Source organism: Streptomyces sp. NPDC029169 (assembly GCF_055563935.1).
Genome location: NZ_JBVHXA010000005.1, coordinates 98,996 through 112,566, shown reverse-complemented (window position 1 = coordinate 112,566; position 13,571 = coordinate 98,996). Strand labels below are relative to the sequence as shown.

14 protein-coding genes are annotated in these 13,571 nt (G+C 70.5%); 7 read left to right on the top strand and 7 right to left on the bottom strand.

What is annotated here, in order from left to right:
- Nucleotides 1-145 precede the first annotated feature (145 nt).
- From ACZ4VI_RS11855 to ACZ4VI_RS11845, 3 genes are all read left to right on the top strand, one after another.
- Nucleotides 146-1,468, top strand: a complete 1,323-nt coding sequence (locus tag ACZ4VI_RS11855) for a glycosyltransferase family 4 protein (RefSeq protein WP_467999011.1) — start codon at nucleotides 146-148, stop codon at nucleotides 1,466-1,468.
- Nucleotides 1,469-1,580: 112 nt separating this feature from the next.
- The gene (locus ACZ4VI_RS11850) at nucleotides 1,581-2,312 is read left to right on the top strand and encodes a class I SAM-dependent methyltransferase (RefSeq protein WP_467999009.1); all 732 of its coding nucleotides are present in this window, start codon (nucleotides 1,581-1,583) and stop codon (nucleotides 2,310-2,312) included.
- On the top strand, nucleotides 2,309-3,388 hold the full coding sequence (locus ACZ4VI_RS11845) for a prenyltransferase/squalene oxidase repeat-containing protein (protein ID WP_467999007.1): 1,080 nt from the start codon (nucleotides 2,309-2,311) through the stop codon (nucleotides 3,386-3,388). Before ACZ4VI_RS11850 ends, ACZ4VI_RS11845 begins: the two co-directional genes overlap by 4 nt.
- Before the next feature lie 27 nt (nucleotides 3,389-3,415).
- Here the strand turns inward: ACZ4VI_RS11845 and ACZ4VI_RS11840 are convergent, their stop codons facing one another.
- From ACZ4VI_RS11840 to ACZ4VI_RS11830, 3 genes are all read right to left on the bottom strand, one after another.
- Complete coding sequence (locus ACZ4VI_RS11840) at nucleotides 3,416-4,426, bottom strand: LLM class F420-dependent oxidoreductase (RefSeq protein ID WP_467999005.1); 1,011 nt, start codon at nucleotides 4,424-4,426, stop codon at nucleotides 3,416-3,418.
- Nucleotides 4,427-4,537: 111 nt separating this feature from the next.
- On the bottom strand, nucleotides 4,538-5,374 hold the full coding sequence (locus tag ACZ4VI_RS11835; RefSeq protein ID WP_467999003.1) for a DUF5336 domain-containing protein: 837 nt from the start codon (nucleotides 5,372-5,374) through the stop codon (nucleotides 4,538-4,540).
- 90 nt (nucleotides 5,375-5,464) lie between these two features.
- Nucleotides 5,465-6,304, bottom strand: a complete 840-nt coding sequence (locus tag ACZ4VI_RS11830) for an N-acetylmuramoyl-L-alanine amidase (RefSeq protein WP_467999001.1) — start codon at nucleotides 6,302-6,304, stop codon at nucleotides 5,465-5,467.
- A gap of 490 nt (nucleotides 6,305-6,794) precedes the next feature.
- Between ACZ4VI_RS11830 and ACZ4VI_RS11825 the strand changes: the two genes are divergently transcribed.
- The gene (locus tag ACZ4VI_RS11825; RefSeq protein WP_467998999.1) at nucleotides 6,795-7,406 is read left to right on the top strand and encodes an RICIN domain-containing protein; all 612 of its coding nucleotides are present in this window, start codon (nucleotides 6,795-6,797) and stop codon (nucleotides 7,404-7,406) included.
- Between the two features lie 179 nt (nucleotides 7,407-7,585).
- On the opposite strand, the gene ACZ4VI_RS11820 is transcribed toward ACZ4VI_RS11825, so the two are convergent.
- On the bottom strand, nucleotides 7,586-7,987 hold the full coding sequence (locus tag ACZ4VI_RS11820) for a hypothetical protein (protein WP_467998997.1): 402 nt from the start codon (nucleotides 7,985-7,987) through the stop codon (nucleotides 7,586-7,588).
- Nucleotides 7,988-8,095: 108 nt separating this feature from the next.
- Entirely contained in the window at nucleotides 8,096-8,917 is an 822-nt protein-coding gene (locus ACZ4VI_RS11815; protein WP_467998996.1) for an MmyB family transcriptional regulator, read from the bottom strand.
- Between the two features lie 412 nt (nucleotides 8,918-9,329).
- Here ACZ4VI_RS11815 and ACZ4VI_RS11810 point away from each other — a divergent pair, with 412 nt between their 5' ends.
- Complete coding sequence (locus ACZ4VI_RS11810; protein ID WP_467998994.1) at nucleotides 9,330-11,162, top strand: vWA domain-containing protein; 1,833 nt, start codon at nucleotides 9,330-9,332, stop codon at nucleotides 11,160-11,162.
- Between the two features lie 146 nt (nucleotides 11,163-11,308).
- Here the strand turns inward: ACZ4VI_RS11810 and ACZ4VI_RS11805 are convergent, their stop codons facing one another.
- Both ACZ4VI_RS11805 and ACZ4VI_RS11800 read right to left on the bottom strand, forming a co-directional pair.
- Complete coding sequence (locus ACZ4VI_RS11805) at nucleotides 11,309-11,944, bottom strand: class I SAM-dependent methyltransferase (RefSeq protein WP_467998992.1); 636 nt, start codon at nucleotides 11,942-11,944, stop codon at nucleotides 11,309-11,311.
- Nucleotides 11,945-11,990: 46 nt separating this feature from the next.
- Nucleotides 11,991-12,398 (bottom strand): ATP-binding protein, encoded by a 408-nt coding sequence (locus ACZ4VI_RS11800; RefSeq protein WP_467998990.1) that lies wholly within the window; start codon nucleotides 12,396-12,398, stop codon nucleotides 11,991-11,993.
- 85 nt (nucleotides 12,399-12,483) lie between these two features.
- Between ACZ4VI_RS11800 and ACZ4VI_RS11795 the strand changes: the two genes are divergently transcribed.
- Nucleotides 12,484-13,332, top strand: coding sequence for a helix-turn-helix domain-containing protein (locus tag ACZ4VI_RS11795; protein WP_467998988.1), 849 nt, complete (start codon nucleotides 12,484-12,486; stop codon nucleotides 13,330-13,332).
- Complete coding sequence (locus ACZ4VI_RS11790; RefSeq protein WP_467998986.1) at nucleotides 13,292-13,570, top strand: DUF397 domain-containing protein; 279 nt, start codon at nucleotides 13,292-13,294, stop codon at nucleotides 13,568-13,570. The genes ACZ4VI_RS11795 and ACZ4VI_RS11790 overlap by 41 nt, the downstream gene beginning before the upstream one ends.
- Nucleotide 13,571: the final 1 nt, after the last annotated feature.

Below are 13,571 nucleotides of genomic sequence, written 5' to 3'. Positions count from 1 at the left end.
CACCTGATCCGGCTCTTACGACGGGGCTACCTGCCGGTAGATTCTGTGCTCCTTGAACGATCAAGAACGATCAAGTCTGAAACTTGTTCTAGATTAGCGCGAGCAGTTACGCTCGCGCGAAACGCATGCTCGAAGGGGGCCGCGAGTGACCGCTGAGGCCATAGAGGCAGGCCCCCGCCAGGGCGTCGTCCCTGACCACGGTGACAGTCCGTTGCGGATCGCTCTCCTCACGTACAAGGGGAATCCCTTCTGCGGTGGTCAGGGCGTCTATGTCCGCCACCTCTCCCGCGAGCTCGCCCGCCTCGGCCACCACGTCGAGGTCATCGGCTCGCAGCCGTACCCCACCCTCGACGAGGGCGTCCCGCTCACCGAGATCGCCAGCCTCGACCTTTACCGCTCGCCGGACCCGTTCCGTACGCCGAAGCGGGACGAGTACCGCGACTGGATCGACGCACTCGAGGTCGCCACCATGTGGACCGGCGGCTTCCCCGAGCCCCTCACCTTCTCCCTGCGGGCCCGGCGCATGCTCGCCGCCCGCCGCGGCGACTTCGACGTCGTCCACGACAACCAGACGCTGGGGTACGGACTGCTCGGCGGCCCCCGCGCGATCGGCGCGCCCCTCGTCACCACGATCCACCACCCCATCACCGTCGACCGGCAGCTGGAGCTCGACGCCGCCGCCGACTGGAAGCGCCGGGCCTCCGTCCGCCGCTGGTACGCCTTCACCCGGATGCAGAAGCGGGTCGCCCGCCGCCTGCCGTCCGTCCTGACCGTGTCCGGCTCCTCCCGGCAGGAGATCGTCGACCACCTCGGCGTACGCGACGACCGCGTCCGGGTCGTCCACATCGGCGCCGACACCGACCTCTGGTCCCCGGACCCGTCCGTCGCCGAGGTCCCCGGCCGGATCGTCACCACCTCCAGCGCCGACGTCCCGCTCAAGGGCCTGATCCACCTGGTCGAGGCGCTCGCCAAGCTCCGTACCGAGAACCCGGCCGCGCACCTCGTCGTCGTCGGCAGGCGCGCCGAGGACGGGCCGGTCGCGCAGGCCATCGAGCGGTACGGGCTCGAGGGCGCCGTCGAGTTCGTCAAGGGGATCTCCGACGCCGAGCTGGTGGACCTCGTGCGCTCGGCGCAGGTCTCCTGCGTGCCGTCGCTGTACGAGGGGTTCTCGCTGCCGGCCGCGGAGGCGATGGCCACGGGGACGGCGCTCGTCGCGACGACCGGTGGGGCGATTCCGGAGGTCGCGGGGCCCGACGGGGAGACGTGTCTGGCTGTGCCGCCGGGGGATGCGGGGGCGCTGGCCGCGGCGCTCGGGCGGGTCCTGGGCGACCCCGTGCTGCGCGCCCGGCTCGGCGCGGCCGGCCGCGAGCGGGTGCTGTCCAGGTTCACCTGGGCGAAGGCCGCCCAGGGCACGGCCGAACTGTACCGCGAGGCGATCGCCCGCCAAGGCGCCGGAGTCCGCCGGTGACGCCTCGCCCTGTTCGCCGGGTGCCGCCCGGTGGGTGGGTTGTGCCCACCCGTTCCGCCCTGCGGAACGATTGCCCACAACCATCCGTCAACACCGAAAGCAGGACCTCCCCGTGCTGACCGTCGACTTCACCCGCTTCCCGCTCGCCCCTGGCGACCGTGTGCTCGATCTGGGCTGCGGGGCGGGGCGGCATGCCTTCGAGTGTTACCGGCGCGGCGCCCAGGTCGTGGCTCTCGACCAGAACGGCGAGGAGATCCGCGAGGTCGCCAAGTGGTTCGCGGCGATGAAGGAGGCCGGCGAGGCCCCGGCCGGCGCGACCGCCACCGCGATGGAGGGCGACGCGCTCAACCTGCCCTTCCCCGACGAGTCCTTCGACGTCGTGATCATCTCCGAGGTCATGGAGCACATCCCGGATGACAAGGGCGTACTGGCCGAAATGGTACGGGTGTTGAAGCCCGGCGGCCGGATCGCCATCACCGTCCCGCGCTACGGCCCCGAGAAGGTCTGCTGGGCGCTCTCCGACGCGTACCACGAGGTCGAGGGCGGTCACATCCGCATCTACAAGGCGGACGAGCTGCTCGCCAAGATCCGCCAGGCGGGCCTCAAGCCGTACGGCACCCACCACGCGCACGCGCTGCACTCGCCGTACTGGTGGCTGAAGTGCGCGTTCGGCGTGGACAACGACAAGGCGCTGCCGGTGCGGGCGTACCACAAGCTCCTGGTCTGGGACATCATGAAGAAGCCCGCCCTGACCCGGGTCGCCGAGCAGTTGCTCAACCCCGTGGTCGGCAAGAGCTTCGTGGCGTACGCGACCAAGCCCCACCTGCCGAAGGCCGAGGCGTGACGAGTCCCGAGCAGATTGCCGAGCACCTGCTCCTGCCCGGCGTCCTCACCGCCGAGCAGGCTGCCGAGACCGTCGCCGGAGTGCTCGCCGCCCAGCGCGAGGACGGCGCGATCCCGTGGTTCCGGGGCCATCACCTCGACCCCTGGGACCACACCGAGGCCGCCATGGCCCTGGACGCGGCCGGCGAGCACGCGGCGGCGGCGCGGGCGTACGAGTGGCTGGCCCGGCACCAGAACGCCGACGGCTCCTGGTACGCGGCCTACCAGGACGGCGACGCGGTCGACGTCACCGACCGGGGCCGGGAGACCAACTTCGTCGCGTACGTCGCCGTCGGCGTCTGGCACCACTACCTCGCGACCGGCGACGACGCCTTCCTCGACCGGATGTGGCCGGTCGTCTACGCCGCCGTCGAGTTCGTCCTCGCGCTCCAGCGGCCCGGCGGGCAGATCGGCTGGAAGCGGGAGGCGGACGGCACGCCGGTCGAGGACGCGCTCCTCACCGGGAGCTCCTCGATCCACCAGGCACTGCGCTGCGCGCTCGCCATCGCCGAGGCGCGCGAAGAGCCCCAGCCCGACTGGGAACTGGCGGCGGGCGCGCTCGGCCACGCGATCCGCAGCCACCCCGAGCGCTTCCTCGACAAGTCCCGCTACTCGATGGACTGGTACTACCCGGTCCTCGGCGGCGCCGTGACGGGCCCCGAGGCCACGGCCCGTATCGCCGCGCACTGGGACGACTTCGTGGTCCCCGGGCTCGGTGTGCGGTGCGTGCTGCCCAACCCGTGGGTGACCGGCGGCGAGAGCTGCGAACTCGCCCTCGCCCTGTGGGCGATGGGGGAGTCCGACCGGGCCCTGGAGGTCCTCCAGTCCATCCAGCACCTGCGCGCCGAGGGCGGCATGTACTGGACGGGGTACGTCTTCGAGGGCGACAAGGCCGTGTGGCCCGAGGAGCTCACGACCTGGACGGCCGGCTCACTGCTGCTCGCCGTGGCGGCACTCGGCGGCGACGAGGCGACGGTGGCGGTCTTCGGCGGGGAGCGGCTCCCGAGGGGCCTGGAACCGGACTGCTGCGGGTCCTGACCTGGGGGCGCCCCGCTCCTGCCGAGGTCAGGCATTCAGCTCCGCCATCAGGCGGAGCGTGGCCGGGTCCGGTGCCGTGACCAGGAGGTCAGTGACCGGGCCCTTGCGCCACGCTTCGAGTCGCTCGGCGATCCGTTCCTTCGGCCCGACGAGCGAGATCTCGTCCGCGAAGGCGTCGGGCACGGCGAGCAGGGCCTCCTCGCGGCGGCCGGCGGCGAACAGCTCCTGGATGTGCCGGGCCTCGGACTCGTACCCCATGCGCGCCATCAGGTCGGCGTGGAAGTTGCGGGCGGCGTGCCCCATGCCGCCGATGTAGAAGCCGAGCATCGCCTTGACCGGCAGCAGGCCCTCGGCGGGGTCGTCGCAGAGCTGCGCCCGGACCATCGGGGCGACCCGGAAGCCATCGGGCAGCCGGTCCGGGAGGGCGTAGACCTCGGCGTACCGCGTGGGCGACCAGTAGAGCGGCAGCCAGCCGTCGGCGATCCGCAGAGTCTGGGCGATGTTCTTGGGGCCCTCCGCCCCGAGCAGCACGGGCAGGTCCGCCCGCAGGGGGTGCGTGATCGGCTTGAGCGCCTTGCCGAGCCCCGTGCCGTCCTCACCCGCGTACGGGTGGGAGTGGAACCGTCCGTCGAGCCGGACGGGCGCCTCGCGCCGCAGGACCTGGCGGATCACGTCCACGTACTCCCGGGTCGACGTCAGCGGGGAGCGGGGGAAGGGGCGGCCGTACCAGCCCTCGACGACCTGCGGCCCGGAGAGCCCGAGGCCGAGCGTCATCCGCCCGCCGGAGAGATGGTCGAGCGTGAGCGCGTGCATGGCGGTGGCGGTGGGCGTCCGCGCGGCCATCTGCGCGACGGCGGTCCCGAGACCGATACGGGAGGTGCGCGCGGCGATCCAAGTCAGGGTGGTGAAGGCGTCGGATCCCCAGGCCTCGGCGGTCCACACGGAGTCGTATCCGAGTCGCTCGGCTTCGAGGGCGAGTTCGAGGTGGGCGGGGGAGGGGCCGCGCCCCCAGTAGCCGAGGGCGAGTCCGAGGCGCATGCGGGCAACCTTTCTGACGGACAGTCAGATATGATGCTCGCGACTGTACGACAACGGCCCCTCGCCCGGAAGGGATTCCGGGCGAGGGGCCGCTGAGGTCGATCCGAAGGCTCAGCCGCGCTGGATGCCGGTGGTGTCCTGGAGGACACCGCGGCGGCCGTCCTGGGTCTGGGCGATCAGACCCGGGCCGCGCTGCTCGACCGCCAGGTACCAGGTACCGGGGGCCAGTTCGGCGATCGGGGTCGGCGAGCCGTCCTCCGCGTAGAGCGGACGGGCGACCGGGACCGCGAACCAGAACGGGGCGAAGTCGGCGGCGGGCTGCTGGGCCTGGGCCTGGGTCGGCTGCGGAGCCTGAGCGGCCTGGGCCTGCGGGTCGGGCTGCGGCTGGGCTCCGTACGGCTGGGGCTGAGCGCCGTAGGGCTGCTGCTGGGCGCCCGGGTAGCCGTACCCGCCGGGAACGCCCGGCTGACCGGGCTGGCCCGGCTGCATGCCGTACGGCTGCGGCGCCTGCGGCTTCGGGGCGGGCATGAGCGGGCCCTTGAGGGCGGGGACCAGCGGGGCGGCGATGGCGGCGCCGGCCAGGATCAGGGAGGCGATCAGGCCGAGGATGAGGCCCGCACCGGCGTTGTTGGACTCGAACATCCACATCAGCAGGTTCCAGGCCGCGGCCACGGCGAACGCGGCGCCGACCTGGCCCAGTTCCAGACCCGCGACCTTGCGCGGCTGCGGCAGCGCGCGGGAGAGGACGACGAGCGCGGCAGCCGCGATGCCGAGGAGGAAGGCGCCCCAGCCGAGGGGCGAGATCTCCCAGGAGTTCGGGGTGTCGATCGAGTCGCAGATGGCGTCGCTGGCGTCACAGCCGCTGATGCCGAGGAACGAGGCGATGAACAGCACCACCGCTGCACCGATCAGAACGCCATCGCCTCGGGTGAGGGAGCGGATATTCACGTAAGAGTCCTTCGTCGGGTCGTCTCGTCGGGGTGGCGCGAAGCACGGGGGCGGCCCCATCGTACGGAGCGAATCTATCGTCCGTCGGTACTACCCCTTGAGGTAGGTCCCGATGCCGTCCGCGATCCCCTGCGCCGCTTTCTGGCGCCATGCCGCATTCGAGAGGAGTGCGGCGTCCTTCGGATCACGCATATTGCCGCATTCGACGAAGACCTTGGGGACGGTCGAGAGATTCAGTCCACCGAGATCCTTGCGTACGTCCAACCCCGTACCCGAACCGATGTAGTTGGCGGGTGCGGTTCCGGTCGCGCGGGCGAACTGCCGTGCGACCTCCTCGCCGAGGTCACGGGAGGGCCCGACGATCTCCGTGGTGTCGGCGGCGCCGGACGTGACCAGCGCGGGCACGATCACATGGAACCCGCGGTTTCCGGTGGCGGACCCGTCCGCGTGTACGGAGACGACGGCGTCGGCGCGCGCGGTGTTGCCGGTCCGGGCGCGCTCGTCGATGCAGGGGCCGAAGGGGCGGTCGGCGTCGTGGGTGAGGACGACCTCGGCGCCCTGGGCCTTGAGGAGATCGCGCAGACGGTGTGAAACATCGAGGGTGAATGCGGCTTCGGTGTAGCCGGCGTCGGTGGAGGTGCCGGTGGTGTCGCATTCCTTCCGCCCCGTGCCGATATCAACCTTTTGGTTGATATCGCGTGAGTGGCGGAAGTTGCCGGGATTGTGACCGGGGTCGACGACGACCGTACGACCGGCGAGCGGGAGGGCCTTGGTGGGGGCGGGGGTGGGGGTGGGGGTCGAGGACTTGCTCGCCTTGGCGTCGGGGGCCTTCGGGGCGGCGGCCTGCGACCCGCCGCCGCAGCCGGCGAGGGCGGCGCAGGCGGTGAGCGAGCTCACGAGGGCGAGGGTCTTCCGGTGGTCGTACGGCACGCGGCGACTCTAGTGGGAGGTGACGGGGGAACGGTCCGCCGACGCGAGGTGACGGCCGTCGGCGGGCCGGGCTTCATGCCCGGCTGGTCACTGTCGGTGGGGTGGGGCAACCCCGGGTGGAGCGACAGTAAGTCCGCCGCAATTCCCTCCGCTGGTCCTCACATGGGCCATCGAGACCCCTGTCGGGAGGAATTACCGCCGGTAAAGGGGGAGTTACGAACACGGCCCCGGCGGCCTGGAAGCCGAGCGACGCCACCTCTGTCCGGTCGCGGTGGATCGGGGCCCGGCCTAGCCTGAAGAGTGCATGCCGTCATGGCCTCGGTGGCCACGGGGCCGCACCTGGTTCGTTCGGGCGGCCGTACCCGAGCCCGGTCAGGGCTCCGCGGGCAGGCCGTATTCCGTTCAACCGTTCACGTTCGAGTGCTCGTCGGCCTCGTCCTCGTACGGCGGGCGGGTGCGGCGGGCGCCAACCGCCTGAAGGTGAAGCGCCATGTCTCACACCATGCGAAGGATGTCGCGGGCCGCTGCCTGCTTCGGTTTCGCGGCCGCCTGCGCCATGTCCAGCCTGGGGGGCACAGCTGCGGCAGCGACGCCGGCGGTGCCGGTCGACCGGGGGTTCTTCCTCATCAAGGCCAGGCACTCCAGCATGTGCCTGGACGTCGCCCACGCCAGCCAGCAGCACGCCGCCCCGGTGGTGCAGGCCCGATGTTGGTCGGGCCACAACCAGCAGTGGCGCCTCGTGCCGCAAGGCGACGGTGTGTCGTTCAAGATCCAGGCCAGGCACTCCAACATGTGCCTGGACGTCGCGCACGCCAGCCGACAGCACGCCGCCCCGGTGGTGCAGGCCCATTGCTCGGGCGGCAGTAACCAGGTGTGGTCGTTCGCACGCGCACCGGGGAAGGCGCCGCTGGTGAACGGCTCCATCGGCCTTGTGCCCCACATCAACCACAGTGCCGCGATCGTCGTGGACCACACCTCGATGGTGCTGGATGTCGCGCACGCCAGCCAGGCTCATGCCGCTCCGGTGGTCCAGGCGGATCTGGGCAGTGACGGTCTACCCGGAACCAACCAGCAGTGGCGTTTCGTGCGTCCGGCCGGATAACGAAGCCCTCGGCCCTCCCTGGGCCCTGGGCCCTCGGCCCTCGGCCCCGGCCGTCAGCCGCCAGCCGTTCGCCTTCCACCGCCCCATGGGTGCCGTTCACGCGTGCCCCCAGGGGCACGCGTGAAGCCCCGCACCTCGACTTCGAGGTGCGGGGCTGTTGAGCTAGCTGCGCTGGTCGCTTATGAGGCGCGGCCCTTGCTGGAGATGGTTCCGCAGTCCCATACCGCTCCGGTCGAGCTGTTGTACCGGCAAGCCTGGAGGTAGATGACGGTTCCGGCAGCGCGGTCGAAGTTCACCGAGTCGCATCCGGAGTCTCCGCCGTCGAGCTCCCTCACCATGTCGCTCTTGTCGCTCTTGGACCAGATCCGGCCCTGGACCGAGTAGCCGTCAGTGTCGGTGTCGCACACGTCCATGCGCTCTGGTCCCGAGAAGTACAGCGCGTACCCGTACTTGCTCGGGTCGGTGTACGCGAACGAGTCCGCGCCAGCCGCATACGCCGGCGCGGCAGCCCACACCGCGGCCGCGGTGACAGCGACTGCTGTCGCGCCAAATCCTGCGGTCCTCCTGGCTATGTCGAGCATGGTTCCCTTCCTTGTGTGAGTCGAGCCGCGCCAGGCCGGATCGTACAAGAGTTCCCCCAGGCGTGATCCGGAGCAATTGTGAAGAGCTGTGGCTGGGGTGACGAATGATCAGGCACGGGGGGCTAGGGGTGTGTAGAAGCTGAGGTTGATGCGGGCTCCGGGGGCTGTGACGGGTTCGGCGAGGCAGGTCGTGAGCCGGCCGGGTCCGTGAACGGCGTGTCGGATGGGGAGTTCCGAGCCGTCGAAATAGGGGATGGGGGCCACAGCATGCTCTCGGTAGAGGGGGCCCGCCACGGGGTCGTTGAGGACGTCGTACGCGAGACGACCGAGCGCCGGATTCTCCGGGCGTAGCTCCACGCTGTGTTTCAGGTGGGGCATCATTGCCGGCATCCAGTGGGTCTCCCAGTGCATCAGGACGTCTGTGCGGGCCTCGGGGTCCAGGAGCATCCAGCGCATGACGTTGGCGGGGGCTTGCCCGCGAGGGAAGAGGCGTCGGAAGTCCTCGTTGTGGACGATAACGTTCCATTCTGCGTCGTTGATGTACGCCAACGCGCCGTGAATGTGGTTGGTGACCCGCTGCCACGCTCCGGCTATGGACGTCCCCGAGCTGCCGTGCAGGGCATGAGGCGGGATTTCCTTGCGGGTGATCAGCCACAGGAACGCCCACTCCTGCTCGTCCAGCCGCAGCGTCCTCGCGACTGCGGTGAGGAGATCAGCACCGGGGTTGGCGAGCTGACCGTTCTCGAACCGGTTGTACGTGCCCCGGGTGCGCGTGAGCAGCATGTCCATCTGCTCCTGACTCAGACCAGCGGCCCGCCGGCCCGGACCGGGCATGCGCTGGGGGAACCCCATGGTCACCGGATCGATCGCGGCGCGGCGCGCCTGAAGGATCTCCTTGAGGCGGCCTCGGTCACTGGCCGACAGCTTCATTGGGCACCTTCCAGTCGGGCTACGCCCGGGCAGCAGCCAGGGCGGCCCAATTATCTGCACTCACAGACCCTGGAAAGGGTGATCACACAGCGCCAGACTCACTTCCGGAGCCACCCGCTGCCCGCGCCGTGGGGTGCGTGGGGTGCCGTGCTCATAGTCGAATGAATGAGTTCGGCACCGCGCACAAAAGCATTGCCCAGCGCAGCGGTTCGGACCGCCTGGACCCCGCAGGCCCGAAGGTCCGGCCGGCGCGACATCCGCTCCGCTGGTGCCCGGTCCAAGAACACGTCTCCCCGTCCCCGAGCGCCCGTTCCCTGACCAGCACGTGCCAAGGGGCCGACAGACAAACCTCCTGGAGATCACCTTCATGTATCCGAGGCCACGCCGCCGACGCGTGCTCGCTGCTGTTTCCGTGCTGTTGCTCAGCGCGCTCCTGTCGCCGGCTGCGACCGCGAGCGCCTCCCCCGCAGCACCCGAGGCTCCGGAGCCTCCCCGGATCAATCTGGTTCTCGACCTGTCCGGGTCGATGAACGAGAACGACGCCGGCGGCCAGACCCGCCTCGCCGCCGCCAAGCAGGCGGTCACCCGGATCATCGACACCGCCCCCGAACAGGCCCCGCTGGGACTGCGCGTGTACGGCGCCACGTATCCCGGACAGGACAAGAAACAAGGCTGCGCCGACACGCAGCGGGTCCTGCCGGTCACGCCGATGGACCGGGCGGCGCGTGCCGACGCCAAGAAGCAGGTCGCGGGCTTCAAGGCGGTCGGGTTCACACCGATCGGCGTCTCACTCCGCGAAGCCGCCAAGGACCTCGGCACGAGCGGCAAGCGCCGCATCGTCCTGGTCTCGGACGGTGACGACACCTGTGCGCCGCCGCCGCCGTGCGAGGTGGCCCGCGAGCTCAAGGCGCAGGGCATCGACCTCGCCGTGGACGTGGTCGGGTTCCGGACACCCTCCAGGGCGCGTGCGCAGCTGAAGTGCATCGCCGACGTGACCGATGGGTCGTACGCGGATGCCGACGACGCCGACTCACTGACCGACAATCTGAGCACCCTGTTCCGCAAGGCCTGGCGGACCTACCACGCCACCGGAAAGCCGATCGAGGGCTCCCTCAACGGCTGCCATGACGCTCCGCTTGTCACGCCCGGCCAGTACCTGGACAAGTTCACCGGGGGGCGCGACCTCTACTACAAGGTCAAGAAGCGGCCGGACCAGCGGCTCCAGGTGAGCGCCACCGCCGTCGCCGAGGAGGGGTACTCGCGCGGCTCCATCATCACCGTCTCGGCCGGCCCGGCGGGCAACGGCGAACCCCGCGACTGGCTGCGGGAGTTCGATCAGTCGATGGGGTGGGCGAACATCATCTCCACCGGGGGCCGCAGCAAGCCCGGCTCGGGCAACGAGAAGCCTGCCCCGGACGACACCGGCTGCATCAGGATCGAGAACGACATCACGCAGTCCGGCGACAAGCCGATGCCCGTCGAGCTTCTCGTCGGCATCGCCGACAAGTCGACGCAGCAGGCGGGCGCGCGGACTCCGCAGCCCCGCACCGGGCCCGACGCCGAGGGAGGCTTCTCCTTCAACAGCGCCACCCCGATCGGACCGGGCACCCACCGGCAGTCCATCGCCGTCGGTGAGGCCCCCTTCTGGCGGGTGGAGCTGCAGGCGGGCCAGAAACTGACGGTCAAGGCCGGCGTGGACATCCCGGAGGACTTCCCCAACTCCGCCGTCACCGGGTGGGGCGTCACCGTCTACAACGCCCAGCGTGAGTCGACGCAGTGCAACGAGGACCACCGCCTGACCGAGCTCTTCGCGGGCCGGACCGGGCACATCGAGCGGGTCTGCGGGCCCTGGGAGATCACCGAGGAGGACGGCGCGAGCAGCTCCGCCCCCAAGGGGTACGACGTGCCCGGCACGTACTACATCCAGGCGCAGGTCGCCGAGCCGCACGACGAGGCGAAGGGCATCGTCGTACCGATCTCGCTGACCGTGGACGTCTCCGGCACACCGCGCTCCGGCTCCGGGGACAGCCCGGTGTTCTTCTTCGGCGACGACGCCGCCCAGGGCCCCGCGCAGCCCGGTGCGAACGAGAACCGCGAACAGAGCGGGACCGGCAGCACAACGGCTGCTGCGAAGGACGACGACTCGCCTGCGGGCAAGCTCGCGCCGGCGGCCGCTGTCGGCGCCGGGGTCCTCCTACTCGGCGGCATCACCTTCTACGCCCTAAGGCGACGCAGGACCGCCTGACAACGGCGCTCGGGTAGGTGAAGAGGCCCCACGGTCCGTCCGAGGGGGCGCCCGGAGCTTCCGGGCACCCCCTCGGCGTGTCTGGCTGTACTCGGAGCGAGGGCGGCCACCACCAGAAGCCGACGGGGGCGCTCAGCCCGTGGGCCTCAGGCGGTCCGCCCCGTGCGCCTCAGGACGCGGAGGGAGTCCGTGACCGAGGCCTCCTCGAAGTCGCCGGACTTCAGGGCCCGGAGGTAGATGCGGTACGGGGCCTGGCCGCCGTCCTCCGGGTTCGGGAAGACGTCGTGGATGACGAGGAGGCCGCCGGCGGCGACCTTCGGCGCCCACCCCTCGTAGTCCGCCGTCGCGTGCTCGTCGGTGTGGCCGCCGTCGATGAAGACGAGGCCCAGCTCGCCCGCCCAGACCTTGGCGACCTGCGGGGAGCGCCCGACGACCGCGATCACGTGCTCCTCCAGGCCCGCCTTGCGCAGCGTCCTGCGGAAGGTCGGCAGCGTGTCCATGACGCCGACCTCCGGGTCCACCACGGTCGGGTCGTGGTACTCCCACCCCGGCTGCTGCTCCTCGCTGCCCCGGTGGTGGTCCACGGTCACCGCGACCGTCCCGGCCTCCCGGGCCACGTCCGCCAGCAGGATCGTGGAGCGCCCGCAGTACGTCCCGACCTCAAGCAGCGGCAGCCCGAGCTTCGCGGCCTCCGTGGCGGCGGCGTACAGCGCGAGCCCCTCGTCGAGCGGCATGAAGCCCTTGGCGGCCTCGAAGGCGGCGACGGTCTCGGGGGCGGGCATGGGTCCTCCTACTGGCGGGTACGCAGGTGCGAGCGCCCATCGTGCCCTACGCGTCGCACTCGAACCACACCGTCTTGCCCCCGACCGCCTCCGCCACCCCCCACCGGTCCGTCACGGCCTCCACGAGCGCCAGCCCCCGCCCACCCTCCGCCAGCGGCTCGGCCGCCTTGGCGTACAGCGCCCCCGGCACCCCGTCCGCCACCTCGACGCGGAGCCCGTACGGCTCGCACAGGATCAGTACCGTGCAGCGCCGCCCCGGGACGTGCCGTACGACATTGGCGACGAGCTCGGTGAGCGCGAGCCCGGCGTCGTCGGCGAGGTGGTCGAGCCCCCAACGGCTGAGGAACATGCGCAGGATGCGGCGCATGTGACCGGCGGAGTGCTCACCGACAGTGAAGCCCATGCGGTAGCTGGCCTGAAGTTCCGCCGGATAGAAGTCAGTTGCGTGATTCATGCCACCAGGGTGGAGCGGTGTCGTTACGCTCGGCTACGGACCGAACACAACGCTTCACCGCGTTCAGCATGGGGGTGACCACGTCATGGTCAACATCCGCAGCCTCGATCCCAGCGCCTCCCCGCTGGACTACTACGGCTCCGAACTCCGCCGCCTGAGAGAGGAAGCGGGGCTCAATCAGCAGCAGTTGGGCGACATCCTCTACTGCACGGGGTCGCTCATCGGCCAGATCGAGACGGCGAGGAAGGTCCCCACGCGCCGCTTCTCGGAGCAGCTGGACGCGGCGTTGATGACGGGTGGGGTGTTCACACGGCTGGTGGGGTTGGTTCTGAGGAGCCAGCTGCCGACATGGTTTCAGCCGTACGCGGAGCTTGAGGCGAAGGCGACCTGCATCTACTCCTTCCAGGCGCAGCTGGTAGACGGCCTGCTCCAGACACCCGAGTACGCGCGGGCGGTCCTCGGTGCTCGGACCGAGGACGATCTCGATGCCAAGGTCGCCGCCCGCATGGAGCGCCAGCGCATCCTGGACCGGGATACTCCGCCGTTGGTCTGGGTGGTGATGAGCGAAGCGGTGCTGAGCCAGGAGATCGGCGGGCGTACGGTCATGCGGAACCAACTCGCCCACTTGTTGGCCATGCAGCAGCGGGAGTGGGTGAAGATCCAGATCCTGCCGTTCGAGGCTGGGGCGCATGCTGGGCTGATGGGATCGTTCAACCTGCTGCGCTTCGAGGACGACCCCGACATCGTCTACACGGAGGACTTTGTTCAAGGGCACATGACCGCCAATCCGGCAGCCATCAGGGAAGGTTCACTCCGTTACGATCACCTGCAGGCTGCCGCGCTCTCCGTGGAGGATTCGGCCGCACTGATCGCCCGCGTAATGGAGGAACGCTATGGGGACCAACCAGAACCTGACGAGCGCGCGCTGGCGTAAGTCCTCGTACAGCGGCGACACCGGCGGTCAGTGCATCGAGTGCGCCCCGCTCGGCACCGCCGCCTGGCGCAAGTCCTCCTACAGTGGCGACACCGGCGGCGACTGCGTCGAGGTCGCCGACCTCACCGCCCACGTCGCCGTCCGGGACTCCAAGAACCCCGAGGGGCCCGCCTTCCTGGCGAGCCCGGCGGCGTTCACCGCGTTTGTGGTGGCCGCCGCCGAGGGGCGCGTCGGCTGAG

Bases quoted from the DNA above. Each gene is read 5' to 3' on its own strand.
- ACZ4VI_RS11825 (WP_467998999.1), top strand. From the start codon at position 6,795: ATGTCTCACACCATGCGAAGGATGTCGCGGGCCGCTGCCTGCTTCGGT.
- ACZ4VI_RS11795 (WP_467998988.1), top strand. From the start codon at position 12,484: ATGGTCAACATCCGCAGCCTCGATCCCAGCGCCTCCCCGCTGGACTAC.
- ACZ4VI_RS11800 (WP_467998990.1), bottom strand. From the start codon at position 12,398: ATGAATCACGCAACTGACTTCTATCCGGCGGAACTTCAGGCCAGCTAC.
- ACZ4VI_RS11815 (WP_467998996.1), bottom strand. From the start codon at position 8,917: ATGAAGCTGTCGGCCAGTGACCGAGGCCGCCTCAAGGAGATCCTTCAG.
- ACZ4VI_RS11790 (WP_467998986.1), top strand. From the start codon at position 13,292: ATGGGGACCAACCAGAACCTGACGAGCGCGCGCTGGCGTAAGTCCTCG.
- ACZ4VI_RS11820 (WP_467998997.1), bottom strand. From the start codon at position 7,987: ATGCTCGACATAGCCAGGAGGACCGCAGGATTTGGCGCGACAGCAGTC.
- ACZ4VI_RS11805 (WP_467998992.1), bottom strand. From the start codon at position 11,944: ATGCCCGCCCCCGAGACCGTCGCCGCCTTCGAGGCCGCCAAGGGCTTC.
- ACZ4VI_RS11840 (WP_467999005.1), bottom strand. From the start codon at position 4,426: ATGCGCCTCGGACTCGCCCTCGGCTACTGGGGGCGCGGCCCCTCCCCC.